Source organism: Georgenia thermotolerans, from assembly GCF_009193185.1.
Classification (GTDB): domain Bacteria; phylum Actinomycetota; class Actinomycetes; order Actinomycetales; family Actinomycetaceae; genus Georgenia; species Georgenia thermotolerans.
Genome location: NZ_VUKF01000001.1, coordinates 13797 through 31311 on the forward strand (window position 1 = coordinate 13797; position 17515 = coordinate 31311).

General features: G+C 73.7%; 16 protein-coding genes and 1 pseudogene. 1 reads left to right on the forward strand and 16 read right to left on the reverse strand.

The features are described 5' to 3' along the window. Positions 1-6: 6 nt before the first annotated feature. From GD970_RS00085 to GD970_RS00110, 7 genes are all read right to left on the reverse strand, one after another. Complete coding sequence (locus tag GD970_RS00085; protein ID WP_152199301.1) at positions 7-2532, reverse strand: ABC transporter permease; 2526 nt, start codon at positions 2530-2532, stop codon at positions 7-9. A gap of 5 nt (positions 2533-2537) precedes the next feature. Further along, the gene (locus GD970_RS00090; RefSeq protein ID WP_152199303.1) at positions 2538-3299 is read right to left on the reverse strand and encodes an ABC transporter ATP-binding protein; all 762 of its coding nucleotides are present in this window, start codon (positions 3297-3299) and stop codon (positions 2538-2540) included. An 11-nt stretch (positions 3300-3310) separates the two neighbouring features. After that, on the reverse strand, positions 3311-3433 hold the full coding sequence (locus tag GD970_RS22425; RefSeq protein WP_264372225.1) for a hypothetical protein: 123 nt from the start codon (positions 3431-3433) through the stop codon (positions 3311-3313). A gap of 7 nt (positions 3434-3440) precedes the next feature. Further along, positions 3441-3677 carry a cation transporter gene (locus GD970_RS00095; RefSeq protein ID WP_170297129.1) on the reverse strand — a complete coding sequence of 79 codons (237 nt, stop codon included), beginning with the start codon at positions 3675-3677 and terminating at the stop codon, positions 3441-3443. 247 nt (positions 3678-3924) lie between these two features. Beyond that, positions 3925-4353 (reverse strand): cupin domain-containing protein, encoded by a 429-nt coding sequence (locus tag GD970_RS00100; protein ID WP_152199308.1) that lies wholly within the window; start codon positions 4351-4353, stop codon positions 3925-3927. 255 nt (positions 4354-4608) lie between these two features. Then, a complete protein-coding gene (locus GD970_RS00105; RefSeq protein ID WP_152199311.1) occupies positions 4609-5727 on the reverse strand; it encodes an XdhC family protein in 1119 nt (372 codons plus the stop codon). Further along, a complete protein-coding gene (locus GD970_RS00110) occupies positions 5720-6328 on the reverse strand; it encodes a nucleotidyltransferase family protein (RefSeq protein ID WP_152199313.1) in 609 nt (202 codons plus the stop codon). The genes GD970_RS00105 and GD970_RS00110 overlap by 8 nt, the downstream gene beginning before the upstream one ends. Positions 6329-6450: 122 nt before the next feature. On the opposite strand from GD970_RS00110, the gene moaA reads away from it, so the two are divergent. Continuing rightward, positions 6451-7503: a GTP 3',8-cyclase MoaA gene (moaA, locus tag GD970_RS00115; protein WP_152199315.1), complete on the forward strand. Its 1053-nt coding sequence runs from the start codon at positions 6451-6453 to the stop codon at positions 7501-7503. Positions 7504-7657: 154 nt separating this feature from the next. Here the strand turns inward: moaA and GD970_RS00120 are convergent, their stop codons facing one another. The 9 genes and pseudogenes from GD970_RS00120 to GD970_RS00160 form a co-directional block, all read right to left on the reverse strand. Next, positions 7658-9349, reverse strand: coding sequence for a phytoene desaturase family protein (locus GD970_RS00120; protein ID WP_152199317.1), 1692 nt, complete (start codon positions 9347-9349; stop codon positions 7658-7660). Positions 9350-9375: 26 nt separating this feature from the next. Beyond that, the gene (locus tag GD970_RS00125) at positions 9376-11100 is read right to left on the reverse strand and encodes a flavin reductase (protein ID WP_226925024.1); all 1725 of its coding nucleotides are present in this window, start codon (positions 11098-11100) and stop codon (positions 9376-9378) included. A 27-nt stretch (positions 11101-11127) separates the two neighbouring features. Beyond that, positions 11128-11340: pseudogene (locus tag GD970_RS00130) on the reverse strand (tautomerase family protein); the annotation flags it as partial. 63 nt (positions 11341-11403) lie between these two features. Continuing rightward, positions 11404-12474, reverse strand: a complete 1071-nt coding sequence (locus GD970_RS00135) for an Ldh family oxidoreductase (protein WP_152199324.1) — start codon at positions 12472-12474, stop codon at positions 11404-11406. Positions 12475-12654: 180 nt separating this feature from the next. Next, complete coding sequence (locus GD970_RS00140) at positions 12655-13842, reverse strand: branched-chain amino acid ABC transporter permease (protein WP_152199327.1); 1188 nt, start codon at positions 13840-13842, stop codon at positions 12655-12657. Beyond that, a complete protein-coding gene (locus GD970_RS00145) occupies positions 13839-14720 on the reverse strand; it encodes a branched-chain amino acid ABC transporter permease (protein WP_152199329.1) in 882 nt (293 codons plus the stop codon). Before GD970_RS00145 ends, GD970_RS00140 begins: the two co-directional genes overlap by 4 nt. Next, positions 14717-15442: an ABC transporter ATP-binding protein gene (locus GD970_RS00150; RefSeq protein ID WP_211489620.1), complete on the reverse strand. Its 726-nt coding sequence runs from the start codon at positions 15440-15442 to the stop codon at positions 14717-14719. The genes GD970_RS00145 and GD970_RS00150 overlap by 4 nt, the downstream gene beginning before the upstream one ends. Then, positions 15423-16178: an ABC transporter ATP-binding protein gene (locus GD970_RS00155; protein WP_152199332.1), complete on the reverse strand. Its 756-nt coding sequence runs from the start codon at positions 16176-16178 to the stop codon at positions 15423-15425. The genes GD970_RS00150 and GD970_RS00155 overlap by 20 nt, the downstream gene beginning before the upstream one ends. After that, positions 16175-17398 (reverse strand): ABC transporter substrate-binding protein, encoded by a 1224-nt coding sequence (locus GD970_RS00160; RefSeq protein WP_152199334.1) that lies wholly within the window; start codon positions 17396-17398, stop codon positions 16175-16177. Before GD970_RS00160 ends, GD970_RS00155 begins: the two co-directional genes overlap by 4 nt. Between the last annotated feature and the right edge of the window lie 117 nt (positions 17399-17515).

A 17515-nucleotide genomic window follows, 5' to 3' on the forward strand; every position in this document is an offset into this window, starting at 1 on the left:
CTCCGGCTACTGCGCGGCCACCGCTTGCAGCACGTCCAGCCGCGCGGCGCGGCGGGCGGGCAGCAGTCCGGCGACCAGGCCGCCGACGGCGGTCAGCGCCACCACCAGCAGCAGCCGGTCCAGCGGCCAGGCCACGGGCACCGGATCGGCCCCGGACAGCGCCCGCACGGTCGCCGCGCCCAGGCCGGCGCCGAGCCCGACGCCGATGACCACGGCCAGGGCCGCGACCAGCACGGCCTCCCAGCGCACCATCCACCGCACCTGCCGGCGGGTGGTGCCGATCGCCCGCAGCAGCCCGATCTCCCGGGTCCGCTCGACGATGGACAGGGCGAGGGTGTTGGTGATGCCCAAGAGCGCGATCGCCACGGCCAGCAGGAGCAGCACCGTGACCATCCCGAGGATCTGGTCCACCGCGGAGGCACGGGCGGCGACGGCCTCGGCGAGGTCGCGCACGGCGGCGGTCGGGTAGGCCTCCAGCGCCGCGGTCACCGCGGCCTTGGTGGCCTGGGCGTCCGCGCCGTCGGCGAACCCGACGAGCAGGCTGGCGTCGACGTCCTCGGTGAAGTGCTGGGCGTAGGTGTCCATCGCGATGAGGAACCCGGTGGCCAGGGCCTGGGCGTCGCCGTCGTCGATGATGCCGACCACCGGCAGCTGCTGGTCGCCGGTGCGGGCGAACGTCATCGTCAGGGCGTCGCCCACGCCCAGCCCGCGGGCGGCGGCCTGCCCCTCGGCGAGCACGATGCCGCCGGCGGCGAGGTCCGCCAGCGAGCCGGCCACCATGTCGACGTCGGCCACCTTCCCCAGCGTGGCGGGGTCGACGGCGGTCAGGGCGCTGGTGGCGCCGGCGTCCTTCCAGTGCCCGTAGCGCATGCGGGAGACGACGGCGACGCCGAGCACCTCCTCGACGGCGTGGTGGATCTCGTGCGAGAGCCCGCCGAGCATCTCCGCCCGGGCGCTCTCGATGACGAGGTCGGCGCGCACGACCTCCTCGTAGGTGCCGGCGAGAGAGGCCTTGACCGACGCGCCCACCACCGTCATGAACGTGATGAGGGTCAGCCCGATGGCCAGCGCCGTGGTGGTCGCCGCGGTGCGACGCGGCGCCCGGGCGGCGGACTCGCGGGCCAGCCGGCCGGTCAGCCCGGCGGCGTCGAGCGGGCGGCCCACCACCCGGGCCAGCCCGGGGGCGAGGACGGGCCCGAGCAGGGTCAGCGCCACCAGGGCGGCGACCGCCCCCGCGGCGACGACGGCCACGGGCGCGCCGGCCAGCGCCGACCCCACGGCGGCGACGGCGACCGTGGCCGCGACCACGCCGGTGACGACCCGGCCGCGCCGGGCGGGCACCGCGGCGCTCTCGCGCATCGCCTCGATCGGCGCCACCTTCGCGGCCTTCCGGGCCGGGCCGAGCGCCCCGAGGACGGTGACGACCACGCCGATCGCGACGCTGACGAGCACCGTGCGCGGGGCGACCACCAGGCCGCCGTCGGGCAGGGCGACGCCGAACGCGCCGGCCATGCCGCGCAGCCCGTAGGCGGCGGCCACGCCCAGGGCGGTGCCGAGGGCGGAGCCGGCCAGGCCGATGACCGCCGCCTCGCCGAGCACCGAGCGGCGCAGCTGCCGGGCGGTGGCGCCGGCGGCGCGCAGCAGGGCCAGCTCGCGGGCGCGCTGGGCGATGACGATGGCGAAGGTGTTGGCGATGAGGAAGCCGCCCACGAGCAGCGCGGCGCCGGCCATGGACAGCAGCATCACCCGGATCATCGCCAGGCGGGAGCGGGCCGCGGCGGCGCCGGCGGCCAGGGTGTCCTGGGCGGTGGCGACGTCGTAGTCGGACCCGAGCTCGGCGGCCACCGCCGCCTGGAGGTCCGCCGGGGCGACGCCGTCGGCGGCGACGGCCTGGACCTGGGTGACCTGGTCGCCCAGGTCGAGCAGCCGCTGGGCGGTGGGCAGGGCGACGAGCGCCATGGTGGTGTTGGCCAGGCCGTCCTCGGCGCCGAAACCGGCCAGGCCGACCACGGTGAGGGTCTCGGTGGTGTCGGCCTGGACGGTGACCCGGTCGCCGACGGCGAGGCCGTACGTCCTCGCGGTGGCGACGTCGAGGACCACCTCGCCGTCCGCCGTCGGCGCGTGGCCGGTGCGGATCTCGAACGCGCCGTACGGCGCCGGGGACCACGAGGCGAGCAGGGAGGCGCCGGCGGGGACGAGCGCCTCGCCGTCGACCTTGAGCAGGCCCTGCCCGGCGGCCGAGGCGGCGGCGTCGGCGACGCCGGGGACGGCGCGGACGTCGTCGAGCAGGGTGGCCGGCAGCGGGTCGCGCTCGACCTCGACACCCATGGCGGAATCGAAGGCGGCGGCGTCGCGCACGGTGAGGTCGACGCCGGCGGTGGCGGTGCGGAACTGGTCCTCGAAGAGGCGCTGGGAGGTGTCGGTCAGGACGAGGGAGCCGGCCACGAACGTCACGCCGAGGACGACGGCGAGCAGGGTCAGGGCGAAGCGGGAGCGGTGGGCGCGCACGTGCGCGAGGGTCAGGTGCCACATGGCGCTCACTCCTTCCCCGCGCCGAGGCGGGCCATGCGGTCGAGGATGGCGGCGGTGCCGGGCCGGTCGACCTCGTCGACGATGCGGCCGTCGGCGAGGAAGACGACGCGGTCGGCGTGGGCGGCGGCACCGGGGTCGTGGGTGACCATGACGATGGTCTGGCCCAGGTCGTGGGCGGCGTAGCCGAGGAGGCCGAGGACGGCCTCGCCGGCGCGGGAGTCGAGGTTGCCGGTGGGTTCGTCGGCGAAGACGATGTCGGGCCGGGCCACCAGCGCCCGGGCGACGGCGACGCGCTGCTGCTGCCCGCCGGAGAGCTCGGTGGGGCGGTGGCCCAGGCGGTCGGTCAGGCCGACGACGTCGACCAGTTCGGCCAGCCACGCCTTGTCCGGGCGGGCGGCGGCGAGGGTGAGCGGCAGGGCGATGTTCTCCGCGGCGGTCAGGGACGGCACGAGGTTGAAGCTTTGGAAGACGAAGCCGACGCGCTGGCGGCGCAGCAGGGTGCGCTGCTCCTCGTCGAGGGTGGTCAGGTCGGTGCCGCCGAGCAGGATCTGGCCGGAGTCGACGGTGTCGAGGCCGGCGAGGGCGTGCATGAGGGTGGACTTGCCGGAGCCGGAGGGGCCCATCACGGCGGTGAAGCGGCCGACGGGCAGGCGCAGGTCGGCGCCGTCGAGGGCGCGGACCTCGGTGGCGCCGCGGCCGTAGGTCTTCACGATGGCGCGGGCCTCGGCGGCCACGGCGGTCGTGGCGGGGGCGGTGAGCGTGGTCATCGGGGGTCCTCTCAGCGGGTGGGGCGGCGGGTGGCGGGGCGACGGCGCCGGGCGAGCCGGCGGGTCCGGGCGGCCTGGGCCTCGCAGATGAGGTCGCGGGTGCGGATGTCGTGAAGGTCCAGCCAGGTGTTCATGGGGTCCTCAGCTCTCGAAGGTGGCGGCGACGGCGTCGATCGCGGCGGCGACGTCCGCCCGGTCGACGGGGAGCTCGGTGGTGACGGCGACGCAGCCCGTGGCGGGGTCGGCCTCCACCGCGGCGATGCCGGTGATCCCGGCGATGGCGGCGGTCAGCGCGGCGGCGCGGGACCGGTCTGTCATGGCGGGGACGTGGAAGGTCGTGCTGCCCACGAACGAGCGGGGCGTGTGGCGCATCATCATCGGGGGCTCCTGGGGTGGTTCTCGGGACACCACGAGGTTCCCGCCCGGAACGCCGGGGTCGCGCCGGGGAAATTGCCGGGTTCGGGGTGCGGCGGCGCCCGCACCGCGAGGTGGGCACCACCGCATGGCTTCGGCGGACCAGCTGGACCTCCACCTGTCGCCAGACGCAGACGGGGCCGCCGCGTGCCATGCACGCAGCGGCCCCGTCACCGTCGGGCGGCGAGCGCCGCACCGCCGGCGGGCGGGCCTACCCGGCGCGGTCGCCGGTCAGCTCAGGGTCGGCGAACTGGCTGAGCATGTTCACGTCCATCAGGAACGACTCCGAGCCGTCCTCGTTCAGGAACGCCGACGGCCCGTCGGCCATCATGATCTGAATGACTTCCTCCTCGAAGAAGAGGGGGCTGTGCACCGCGCCGTCGGGCTCGATGACGTAGTCGCCGGTCTTGAAGTCACCCGCCTGCTCGTGGCGACCCGCCCCCTTGATGATGTAGATCTGCGACATGCCGATGTGCCGGTGGGGCGGCAGCACCGAGCCCTTCTCGGAACGAATCATGATCGTCCAGGCACCGGTCTCCCGGTCCAGCCGCAGCACCTTGATCCCCACCCCGGGCGCGAGCTCGCGCCACGGCATCCCATCCGTGGCGATGACGATGCCACCGTCCTTGTCCAGCTCCATTGCTGATCCTCCACACTCGTGTGCGTCGTCGCTGTGACGACCGTTCCGTCGGGCGTTGCTCCAGCTGGCGCTGGCTCGCGCCCGTGTGCCTGCGCTCCCTGCCGGCGGGAATCGCGTCCTTGCGATGCCGGTGAGGCAGCAGCGTGCGGCGGGCGGGGTACTCACCCGCTGTGCGTTCGCGACCTCCTTTCCATCGACGGACAACCCTGACGGCGTGGGTACGGACGCGTCGTCGCGTCCGCCGACCCGCGATCCTCAGGCACGGAGCGCCACCGGCGGCTGCTCCCGGTGGATCGGGGTGTCCACGTCGCTCAGGCGCCGGCCGGTGCCGCCCCACCGCAGGGCCACGATCTCCCCGGCGATGGACACGGCCGTCTCCTCCGGGGTGTGGGCACCGAGGTCCAGGCCGATGGGCGAGGAGAGCCGGGCGAGCTGCTCCTCGGTGATGCCGTGCTCGAGGAGCTGCGCATTGCGCTCGACGTGGGTGCGCCTGCTACCCATCACCCCGATGTACGCGGCCGGGCCGTTCAGGGCCTCGACGAGCAGCGGGATGTCGAACTTCGGGTCGTGGGTGAGCACGCACAGCACGGTGCGCTCGTCGACCGTGACCGAGCGCAGATACTCGTGCGGCCACTGCACCACGATCTCGTCCACCTCCGGGAAGCGCGCACGGGTGGCGAAGACCGGCCGGGCGTCGCAGACGGTGACGTGATAGCCGAGGAAGGAGCCCATCCGCGCCACCGCGGCGGCGAAGTCGATGGCCCCGAAGACGATCATGCGGGGCGCGGGGGCGAAGGACTCCACGAACACCGACAGCTCGTCCATGCGCCGCTCGCCGTGGGCGCCCAGATGGACCATCTGGTTGCGGCCGTGCTCGAGCAGGCCGCTGGCGGCGTCGACGATCGCGGCGTCGAGCCGCTCCTCCCCGGTGCCGCCGCGGGCCACGCCGTCGACAAGCAGCAGGTGCCGTCCCACGAGGTTCCCGTCCTGGCTGACGGCGACCGTCGCCAGCGCCGCGGGCCGCTCGGCGTCGACGGCGGTGAGCAGGTCCGCCAGGTGGTCCGGCGCGGCAGGGTCCACGCGCTGCACGAACAGCTCGATGGTGCCCCCGCACGTCAGGCCCACCTCGAAGGCATCGTCGTCGCTGACGCCGTAGCGGACGAGCTGGGGCCGGCCGGTCTCCAGCACCTCCCGGCAGGCCTCGTAGACGGCGCCCTCGACGCACCCGCCGGAGACGCTGCCGACGGCCTCGCCCGCGACGTTGACAGCCATCGAGGCACCCGGCCCCCGTGGGGAGGACTTCCAGGTACGTACCACGGTCGCGACGGCGAACGGCTCCGTCCAGGACCGGATGCTCTCGAGGATGTCACGCACGGCGTTCGTCTCCTTCGACGTCTGTCTGCGCCAGGGCGCGGGGGTCGTGGGGCCGGCGAGCGGCGCCCACCGGAGGGGTGTCGATGTCCCGGCCGGTGGCCAGGTCGCCGCACTCGACGGCGAGATGGGCGCGTCCGCGCAGGTACGGGCCGGCGCCGTCGGCGTCCGTCAGGGCGGCCAGCACCGGGGCGAGGTGGGTGCGTGGCAGGACAACGGGATGCCCGGGGCGGGTGTCGAAGACGGCGCGGGCGAGGCGGTCCCCGGCAGCGGTGAGGACGCGCTCGACCACCTCGGGGCCGACGTCCGGGCAGTCGACGACGTGCACCACCACGCGCGCCGGACCGCCGCCTACGGCGGTGAGCCCGGCGCGCAACGATGCCCCGATGCCCCGCTCCCAGCCCGCGCAGTGGATCTCCTCCGCCCCCGCGAGGTGCGGTGGGCGGGCCGCGCCGGTGACGACCCGGACGGCGGAGCAGCCGCCGTCGCGCAGGGCGCCCACCGCGCGCTCGAGCCACCCGGGCACGAGGATCTTGGGCATGCCGTACCGGCTGCCGGCGCCCGCGGCCAGGACGAGGCCGGCGGTCTCGGCGACGGCGACCATGGTCCCTCCTGCGGCGCTGGTCGAGGGTGGGCGTGGCCCGAGGGCCGGGCTACGATGACAGGATTCTTGGGGATGATTTGATCACATGTCAACCATCAGCCGCGGTGGAACGGAGCTCTCACATGACGGTGCCGCTCGGTCTGCCTTCCCGCCTGCCACCTGACAGTCTCGGGCGCCCCCTGCGCGACCTGCGGATCTCGGTCACCGACCGGTGCAACTTCCGCTGCGTGTACTGCATGCCGAAGGAGGTCTTCGGACGCGACTACGCCTTCCTGCCCAAGAACGAGATCCTCACCTTCGAGGAGATCGCCCGCGTCGCCCGGGTGGCCGTCGCCCATGGGGTGGAGAAGATCCGCCTCACCGGCGGAGAGCCCCTCCTGCGTCGCGGGATCGAGGAGCTCGTCGCCGCGCTTGCGGAGCTGCGCACCTCGGAGGGTCGCCCCGTCGACGTCGCCCTGACCACCAACGGCTCCGCGCTCGCCGTCAAGGCGCGCGCCCTGAAGGACGCGGGCCTGTCGCGGGTGAGCGTCTCCCTCGACTCCCTCGACCCGGAGCGGTTCGCCGCGATGAACGACGTCGACTTCCCGGTCGCCAAGGTCCTGCGCGGCATCGACACCGCGCGCGAGGCCGGCCTCGACCCGGTCAAGGTCAACATGGTGGTCAAGCGCGGGACGAACGACGCCGACGTCCTCCCCATGGCCCGGCACTTCAAGGGTACGGGCGTGATCGTGCGGTTCATCGAGTTCATGGACGTCGGCTCGACGAACGGCTGGCGGATGGACGAGGTCCTGCCGTCGGCGGAGGTCGTCGCCCGGATCGACGCCGAGCTTCCGCTCGAGCCGGCGGCGCCCAGCTACCGAGGCGAGACCGCCGCCCGGTGGCGCTACCGCGACGGCGGCGGCGAGATCGGCGTCATCTCCTCCGTCACCGCGGCCTTCTGCAGGACGTGCACCCGCGCCCGCCTCTCCACCGACGGCAAGCTGTTCACGTGCCTGTTCGCCGAGCGGGGTCAGGACCTTCGCGCCGTCCTCCGCGACCCCTCGCGGACCGATGCCGACCTCGCCGCGACCCTCGGGGGGATCTGGGCCGCGCGGGAGGACCGATACTCCGAGCTGCGGGCCACCCTGAAGGACCGCCGCGCCGGACGGATCGAGATGTCCTACATCGGCGGGTGACCCGCAGGGGCTGACAGGGCGACCGGCTCGGCGACCACGCCTCCGGTCGCACCCCGGCCGGCGCCGCGACGCGCCGCGGCGCCGACCGCCACCTCCGCGCCGGGCAGGGCGCCGCACCCACCCCAGCGGTGCCGGTGCGGGCGCTGACGGCTCCTCAGCGCGCGGCCCGGCGACGGGCCCGGCCGCCCGCCGACCGAGCCAGGCTCGTCGCACCGGCCAGCGCACGCCCGCCAAGGTCCGTCGCACCGGCCAGCGCACGCCCGCCGAGCGTCGTCGGGCGGAGGAGCAGCTCGGCGCACAGGTACCCGGACAGGGCGTTGGTACCGGCACCCGGCCAGGTCGCGGCCCCCACCTGGTACAGCCCCGGCACGCCGGTGACGTACCCGGAGGCCCCCAGCCACGGCCGGAAGAGGAAGTTCTGGGCCACGTGGTGGCTGCCGGCCACGCTGTCCCCGCCGACGAGGTTCGCGTTCGACCGCTCCAGGTCCAGCGGCGAGAGGACGGTCCGCGCACGCACCAGCGCGCCGAAGCCGGGCGCGTACGCCTCGATCTTGGCGACCACCCGGTCGGCCACCGCCTCCTTGGCGGCGTCCCAGTCATCCGCGGTGATCTCGCCGGCGGCGTCACCGCGGATGGTGGAGGGCAGGCTGCGGACCTGGACCCAGACGACCTGCCGGCCGTCGGGGCTGCGACTGGGGTCCACCTGGCTGGTCTGGCCGACCACCAGCAGGGGGCTGTCGGGGATCAGGCCCGCGAGCGACTGGGTGTACGTGCGGGCCAGGTCGTCGACGTAGGGCCCGACGTGGACATAGGCGAACGAGGCCAGGTCCGGGTGCCCGGACCACGGGATCGGCCCGTCTAGGGCGAGGTGCACCATCATCGTGCCCGGGCCGTAGCTGAAGCGCCGGGCCTGCTCGCGCTCGGTGGCCGGGACGCCCGGAGCGCCGTCGAGAAGGTCGCCGTACAGGTGCACCGGCGCGGTGCCCGCGACGACGGCGCGGCGGGCCGCGATGTGCTCGCCGCCGACTACCACGCCGCGGGCGCGGCCGCCCTCGACCACGACGCGCTCGACGCGGGCGCCGGTGCGCACCTCGCCGCCCGCCTCCTCGACGAGGGCCCCCAGGGCGCGCGGCAGGCTGGAGACGCCGCCCTCGGCGATGGCGATGCCGGCCTCCATGTCCCCGAACGTCTCGACGAAGGGGAACATGGCGCCGAAGGAGACATCGGGACCGTAGTCCAGGTGCATCCCCCAGGCGGCCAGCAACGACCGCGCCTCCGCCGTGGCGAACCACCGCTCGCCCAGCTCGCGGGTCGAGCAGGCCAGCAGCTGGGCGAAGGACGCCAGGCGGCGCACGCCGGCCCGCCGGACCGCACCGGCCAGGTGCTGCAGGGCCGCCCGGCTGGGCAGCCGCGTGCCGTACAGCGGCATCAGGGTGGTCATGAACTCGTGCTGGAGCTCCCGCAGCCGCCGCCAGCCGGCGAGGTCCGCCTCGCTGTGGGCACCGAGCTCTCGCTCCGTGCGCGCGGCGTCCTGATAGACGCGCAGGCTCTTCCCGCCCGGGAAGACGCTGGCGTACGGCCGCTCGGAGACGACGGGCCGGAACCCGGTGCGGGCGAGATCCTCGCGCAGCTCGGCGTAGACGGGGCTGGCCAGGAAGAGGTTGAGGTTCGTCGCGTACAGGTCGTGGACCAGCCCGGGCTCGGTCACCTCGCCGCTGCGGGTGGCGCCGCCGACGTCGTCGTTGGCCTCCAAGACGACGACGTCCCAGCCGGCCCGGGCGAGGTACAGGGCGGTGACGAGGCCGTTGTGACCGGCCCCGATGACGACGGCGTCGCAGGTTCGCACGGATGATCCTCCGGGTGTTGTAGGGGTCAGTTCTCGGGCCGCGGGCGGGTGACGTGGAACCTGCCGTCGTGGAACAGCAGCGGGTCCCCGCCGGCCCAGGAGTAGCGCTCGACCTGGCCGACGTGGATGTCGTGGTCGCCGGCGTCGTGGACGGCTACGCGCCGGCACTCGAAGGAGGCGACGGCACCGGCGAGGACCGGCGCGCCGCCGAGCCCGTCGGTGTACTCCACGCCCGCGAACTTCTCGGGTGACCCCGACACGGAGAACTGGCGCGAGAGGTGGTGCTGGGCGTCGGCGAGGATGTTGACGGCGAAGTGCTCCGCGCCGGCGAAGGCGGGCAGGCTCGTGGCCCGCTTCGAGGGGCACCACAGAATGAGCGGGGGGTCGATCGAGACGGACGTGAAGGAGTTCGCCGTCATGCCGTGGCACACGCCGTCGGCGTCCCTGGTCGTGACCACCGCCACGCCCGTGGCGTACTGGCCGAGGGCGGCGCGGAAGTCGCGGGGGTCCACCGGGCCGCGCGCCTCCGCGACACTGCGGGAGATCAGCTCAGCGGCGTCGGCCGCCTCGAACCACCAGCGGTACGCGGTGCGGGGGTCCTCGAGGCTGTTCGCCACCGCCTGGGCGACGCCGGGGACCGTCCCGGCCGCGGTGAGCAGCTTGCGCTGGTGCGCGGTGAGGTCCACGAGGACGGAGTTCGTCCACAGGACCGCCCACTTCGCCCATCCCCGCCAGAATGCCTCGAACGTCCGTCGCTGCCACCCGGCGTCGAACTCCCGCTCCCCCCGGCGCAGGATGGCGTCGAGGTAGAAGTCCGCTGCGAGGGTGGCGTTGTTTGACGGCTGCGAGGCGATGGGATCGGTCGCCACGACGGCGGTGCCCAGCCCGAGCACCGTGCGCCCCGACGGCAGGGTGCCCACCGGCTGGCGGACCACGGGCGTGACCCGGCCGCGGGCGACGGACGTCTCGTCCAGGAGGCGCGCGCCCGCGAAGCGTCCCGCCTGCGAGGGGAAGTGCTCGCCGAGCAGCTCGAGGGTGGTGGCGAGGTGGTCGTCGGCGTCGGTGACGGCCTCGAGGCGCCGAGCCAGGTCCGTGCCGGGCCGCCCCTCGAACATCATGACCTGGGCGACCCCCCGCTCGGTGAGCATGGGGTAGTTGAGGAACTCCCCGGCGGCGGGATCGACGGCCAGGTGCAGGGCGGCGCCGGCCGGGTCCGGGGCGACGCCCGTGACGAGGGCGACGGCGAGCACCCGCTGGGGCGCGGTGAAAGCGGTGCGGGAGTGGTCGGTGGGGAACACCGTGCCTACCTCGCCCTTGCCGGTGGCCACGATCGTGAGGTCGTGGGTGGCCGCCAGCTCCTCGGTGGCCGCCACGGTCATCGACTCGATCCGCAGCGTCCCTCCCCGCGACTGGAACAGCTCGAGCCAGGCGCTGTACTTCAGGCGCAGGTCGACGGAGCGCGCCGGCGAGTCGAAGGCGGTGCGCCAGTGCACCGGCTGGGGGCCGGTGAGGGTGAGGTCGAGGTCGCCGATCGTGGGCGCCTCACCCTCCCAGGTGGGCAGGTCGGAGTTGTCCTCCACCTCGAGCGCGGGAGCGAACAGGCACGAGGTCGCCATGACCGCGCCCGCGCGGATCTCCGCCGGGGCGCGGTCGGTGACCAGCGAGACCTCGTAGCCGTGGTGCTGGAGACCGAGGGCGAGCTGGATGCCCGCCTGCCCGGCGCCCACGATGGCGATGCGGCGTCCCGTCACGACCGGCCTCCTCCTGGGCATGGCGCGTCAGTGCCCCTGACCGGCGGCCTGTCGCTCGGCGAGGGTCTCCCCCGCGATCATGAGCTCCGCGGCGGGGACCTCGACGATCCAGGCGCGGACCGCCGAGAGCGGGGTCCCGGTGCTCTCCTGCGCCGCGCGGGTGACGGCGGCGAGCAGCTCGCGCTTCTGCTCGTCGCTGCGGCCGGAGCCCATGGTGATCTGGATGAGGGGCATGTCGTCCTCCTGGTGGTGTCGGTCGCCCGGCGTTGCCGGGCGGGGAACGTGAAGAGTGGCGGCGACGCCTCAGCGGGCGCGGGTCGTCTCGAGCGGGCCGGCCGGCAGCTGCGCGCCGACCCGCTCGGCGGCGCGCCGGATCCCGTCCATGACGGTGGCGTCGATCTCGATGCCCTCGGTCTCGGCGCGCTGGCGCCGTTCGGCCTCCGGCTGGCCGGGCAGCATGATGCGCTCGACGCCGGGGCGAGGGCGCGAGCCGGTGACCTCGGCGGCCAGCGCGGCGACGCGCTCGTCGAAGCCCGGGCCGAACAGGGCGGGGTTGATGGCCAGGAAGAAGTGCGCGCAGTCGTAGGGAACCGTCGCGTCCTTGTAGAGCGGCTGGACGCCGGCGCCGAACGCGCCGCCGGACAGCACGCCCGAGAGGACGTCGATGACCAGCGCCAGCCCGAAGCCCTTGGGGCCGCCGGTGGGCAGGAGCATCCCCGCGATGGCGGCCAACGGGTCGGTGGTGGGCTCGCCGTCCGCGTCGGTCGCCCAGGTGTCGGGGATGGGGCGTCCCTCCGCCTCGGCGATGCGGATCTTCCCCATCGCGGCCTCTGAGAGCGCCATGTCCAAGGAGATGACGGGGCCGCCGTCGCCAGGGACGGCGATGGCGAGGGGGTTGTTGCCCACCACCGGCTGTGCGCCGCCGACGGCGGGCATGAGGGGCCTGGTGTTGGAGGTGGCGAGCCCGATGCAGCCACGCTCGGCGGCCATCTCCGTGTAGCTGGCGGCCCGCCCGAAGTGGAAGGCGTGGCGGACGGCGACGGCACCGAGCCCGTAACGGTGCGCCTTGTCGATGGCCAGCTCCATCGCCTGGTGCCCGGTGAGTTGGCCCAGGGCGTGCCGGCCGTCGAGGACGGCGACGGCACCGAAGTCCTCGACCACCTCGCCCTGCTCGTGGGTCGAGACCGACCCGCCGAGCAGGCGGTCAACGTACATCGGGAGCAGCATGCTGCCGTGCGACGGCACGCCGGACATGTCCGCCTCGACGAGGCTCTCGGCGACGAGGCCGGCGGCGTGGTCCGAGAAGCCGACGGACCGGAACACGGAGCTCACGGCTCCGCGTAGCCACTCGGCGCTGACGTGGTGGGCGCTCATGCGCGTCCCCCTCTGTGTTGTGATCTGTGATATCTGATTGTCATCATGTCATGCGAGGGGCCGTCCGGGAAGGGGCGACACCCTGTTCGGGCGGAGCGCCGCACCGCCGGAGCGTGCCGGCGTGGCACCCCTGTTCGCACGACCGGCGCCGTGGCCGGCCGGCGTGCCGCCCACCCCGCCTCAGGCCGGGACGTCGTCGGTGCGGCCGCCCCGTGCAGCGCCTTCCAGGGGCGCGTCGGCAGCCGTGTCCTGCGACGCCGACGTCTCCGCAGGAATCGACGCCGGGCGTCCGGTCCGCACTCTCCCCCGCCCGGCGAGCCGGTCCCAGGGCCGGCGCAGGGCGAACTCCCGCCCGCCGGTGATGCCCTCGGGGCGCAGGAGCAGCACGAGGACGAGGACGGCGCCGAGGACGATGAGCCGGGCGCCCTCGGGAACCGTGACGATGACGGGCCCGAGGACGACGCCGCCCTGGAAGAGCTGGAGGGCGGAGTCGAGGACCGAATACGTGATGGTGCCGACCACGGCGCCCCACAGGCTCTGGCGACCACCGAGGACCAGCATGGCGATGAGGGTGAAGGTGAACTCGATCCCGAGCTGGGAGGCCTGCACGACGCGGTTGGTCTCCGCCCACAGGGCCCCGCCGAGCCCGGCGACCGCCCCGGAGAGCGCGAACGCAACGATCCGGTGCCAGGTGACGTTCACGCCCGACGCCGGCGCGGCGATGAGGGACTCCCGGCTCGCGCGAAGCAGGCGGGCGCTGCGGGTCTGCTGGTAGAGCCAGGAGACGACGATGGCCGCGAGGGCGAAGAAGAGCAGCTGCTGCAGCCCGAGGGAGTTGGGGATGCCGACCATGGACTGCCCGCTGGGCGGGGCGATCTTCGTCCAGTAGGTCAGCACCTGCCCCACCATCAGCAGCAGGGCGAAGGTGGCGATGCCGGCCTGGAGGCCGTTGGCGCGCATGAGGAACGGGGCGACCACGGCGGCGAAGACGCCGCCGCCGATCAGCGCGAGTACGACTGCCGTGCCGAGTGGGAGCTGGGTGTCGATGAGGACCGGGAAGGCGTTGGAGAGGAGGTTGGCCTTGAGCACCGGGTCGATGACCATGAGCCCGAAGATCCAAGCTCCGACGGCGACGAAGGCCACGTGCCCGAAGGAGAGCACCCCGGAGTTGCCGATGAAGATCTGCAGGCCGACCACGATGACGAGGTTGACCAGCGCGTACTCGGCCTGGACCGGCAGGGCGCCGCCCATGAGGCTCGCCAGGAGGATCCAGACGTAGACGACCACGAGCGGGCCGGCGAGGGCGACGAGCCGGGTCCCGAGGCCGGGGCGGGCGGGAGCGTGCCCGCCGGAGGTGTCGGTGTTCATGCGCGCTCCAGGACGGGGCCGCGGACCAGCAGGCCGGACGGCTTGAGGATGAGGATCACCATGACGACCGCGAAGACGAAGGCGTTCCGGAAGTTCACCGCCTCGCTCGGCAGGTACGTGGTCAGGGCCGAGCTGGCGAAGCCGACCAGGAAGCCGCCCACCAGCGAGGTCCCGAGCTTGTCGATCCCGCCGATGACGGCGCCGATGAGCGCGAGCACCGTGATGTTCACGCCGAAGGTGGGGGCGACCGCACCGGTCTGCACCGTGAGGACGAACGCGACCACGGCGGCCAGCGCTCCGCTGATGCCGAACGTCAGCGCGATGACCTTGTTCGCCCGGACCCCGAGCAGCCGCGCGGTGGCGAAGTCGGCCGACGCCGCCTGGACCTGGAGACCCAGGCTCGAGCGGTTGAGGAACTGGTGCAGGGCGAGGAGCAGGATCGCCGCCGCGAGGATCGTCACGAGCGAGAGCATCTGCACCCGCATGCCGCCGATCTCGACCGAGCGTGCCAGCGCCGGCGCCACCGGAGCGGTGCGGACGTTGTTGCCGAAGGCGATCTCGTAGACGCGCTGGAGCAGGAAGCTGAGCCCGAAGCTGGCGATGAGCAGGGTCGCGGGGTTGGCGCGGCGCATCCGCCGGAAGACGGCGAACTCCAGCAGCAGGGCGAGCACGACGGAGGCGACCAGCGCCAGCGGGAGCGCGACCCACGGCCCGAGGTGCCAGGTGAGCACCAGCGTGTAGGCGGCGATCGTGATGAGCTCGCCGTGCGCGAAGTTGGCCAGGCGCATGACGCCGAAGACGAGGCCGATGCCCAGCGCGGCGAGCCCGTAGAGGGCGCCGTTGGAGATGGCGTCGATGAGTGCTTGGACGTTGGTCATGATCCGAAGTAGGCCTTCGTGAGGAGGGCTTCGTCGTCGGCGGCCTCGGGCGTGAGCTCGAGGGTGATCTCGCCGTCGTGCAGCACGTAGGTGCGGTCGGCGAAGGCGATGGTGAACTCGGCGCGCTGCTCGACGACGAGCACGGCGGTGCCCTGGGCGCGCACGGTCTCGAGGGCCTCGAAGACCGTGTCGACCGCCGTGGGCGAGAGCCCGAGGGACGGCTCGTCGAGCATGAGGACGTCGGGCCGGGCCAGGAGCGCCCGGCCGATCGCCAGCTGCTGCTGCTGGCCGCCGGAGAGCAGCCCGGCCGTCCGGTCCGCGAACTCGCGCAGGATCGGGAAGAGCTCCAGGACGGCCTCGAGGTCCTCGGCGGCGCCGGCGCGGTCCCGCCGGCCGACCAGGCCCAGGCGCAGGTTGTTGCGCACGGAGAGGTCCCCGAAGATGTGCCGCCCCTCGGGCACCAGGGCCAGGCCCCGGCGGATCACGGTCTCCGGGGCCAGCCCGGTGATGTCCGCGCCGCCGAGGCGCACGTCGCCCGTGCAGCGGACGGCGCCCATCAGCGCCTGGAGCGTGGAGGACTTCCCGGCGCCGTTGGGCCCGATGAGGCCCACCGTCTCGCCGCGCCCCACGGTGAAGGAGATGCCCTTCACCGCGGGGACGCCGCTGTAGCGAACCTCCAGGCGGTCCACCTCGAGGGCGGGGTCAGGCGGCGTCGTGGACACGTCCGCTCCTTCCCAGGTAGGCCTCGGCCAGGGACTCGCTGCCCTGGACCTCCGCGGGCGTGCCTTCGAGGAAGCTCTTCCCCTGGACGACGACGTGGATCAGGTCGCAGACGGCCATGATGAGGCGGATGTTGTGGTCGATGAGCAGCACGCCCGTCCCGGCGGCCGCGATGGAGCGCACCACCTCGCCGAACTCCCCGATCTCGCCCTCGTTGAGGCCGGCCGCGGGCTCGTCGAGCAGGAGGTAGCGCGGTTCCACGGCGAGCGCCCGGGCGACGCCGAGGCGCCGTTCGGTGCCGTGCGGGAGGGTGGCGGCCATCTGGTTGGCGCGGTCGGCGATGCCGAGCCGCTCCATCAGCTCCTCCGCCCGGCGGCGGGCCTCCGCCCGCCGCCGGCCGGTGCCGAGGGCAGCCACCTCGATGTTCTCGCGCACCGACAGCCCGTGGTAGGTGTGCCCGTGCTGGAAGGTGCGGGCCAGCCCCGACCGCGCCTTGGTGCGCGCGTCGGTGCGGGTCACGTCCGTGCCGTCCATCGTGACGGTCCCGGTGTCGGGGCGGTCGTAGCCGCTGATGATGTTCACCAGCGTCGACTTCCCCGCCCCGTTGGGGCCGATGAGGCCCAGCACGGCCCCCCGGGTCACCGCGAGGTCGACGCCGGAGAGCGCCTTGACCCCGCGGAAGGACCGGGTGATGCCGCTGGCCGCGAGCGTGTCGGTCATGGCTGCCTGCGCGCTCATCCGGCGAAGGTCACCTTCTCGGGGGCGCGCTCCTCCACGAAGGCGAGCTTGCCGTCCTTAACGACCAGCACCCGCATGGGGCGCTCGACCGAGATGTGCAGGTCCGTCGAGAACTCGGTGGGGCCAGCGAGCAGGTCCAGCGGGCCCATGGTCTCCAGCGCGGTGGTGAGCTTGTCGCCGTCCCAGCTGCCGGCCTTCTCGTAGGCCGCCTTGATGGCCTGAAGGGTCGAGGGCCCCGCGACGAACGCGCCGACGGAGGGCCGCTCGCCGTACGCCTTCTCGTAGGCGTCGGCCGCCTCGTTCACGGCGGGCTCGGGGTCGTCGCCGTTCTTCGCGGCGTAGGTGACGATGTAGTAGTCGCTCAGGCCGGGGATGCCGCCGGTCCAGAAGTCGCCGTCCATGCCGAAGCCGGAGATGATCGGGGCGGTGACGCCGCCGTCGCGCATCTCCTTGGCGACCGTCGCGCCGCCCGGGGAGTAGCCGCAGTTGGCGATGACGGCGGGCGCCTCGCCCGCGGCCACGGAGGAGACCGTCTCGCGGACAGAGTCGCCCTGCTGGTAGTCGTACTTGGCGATGATCGTGCCGCCGAGCTCGGTGAACCGCTTCTCGAAGATCTCGCACTGGTTCTGCGTGTACTTCAGCGTGGTGTCGGTCAGCAGGACGGCGCTGGTCCAGCCCTGCTCGTAGGCGAACTCGGCCTGGACGGTCGCCTCGCCCGGCGTCCCGCTGCCCATCGAGAAGCCGTTCTTCAGGCCGCCGGCCGGACCGTAGATCGGGTCGCCGATGCACGGGGCGATGCTCAGGACGTTCTCGGACTCGGCCACGAGGGCGGCGGGCGAGGAGACGTCGTAGTCGCAGGTGACCACGAGCGCCTTCGCGCCGCCACCGATGAGCTCCGTGGCGGCGGAGGCGTACCGGTCGAGGTTCGTGCCGGTGTCGATGACCTTCAGCTCGACCTCCTGGCCGCCGATGCCGCCGTCGGCGTTGAGGCGGTCCGCCTCGAGCTTCATGGCGTTGAGCGGCGGGGTGTCGATCGGACCCATGAATCCGGAGCTGGCCATGACCACGCCGATGGTGACCTTGCCGCCGGCGGAGGCCGAGGTCGAGGCGTCGTCGGTCGCCGCGTCCCCGCCCGTGGGGGCGCTGGAGACGCAGCCGGACAGGAGCAGGGCCGCCCCGGCGAGGCCGGCGAGCGGGACAGAGAGGCGGGGGAGGGACATGTCACCACCGAGTTTCGGTTGGGGGTCGAAGGACCCTGGGAGGGACAGGGACGGCGCATCGGTGCGCGGTCGTGATGGCTGATCTTGCCACTGTGATCACAGATATGACAGGGGCTG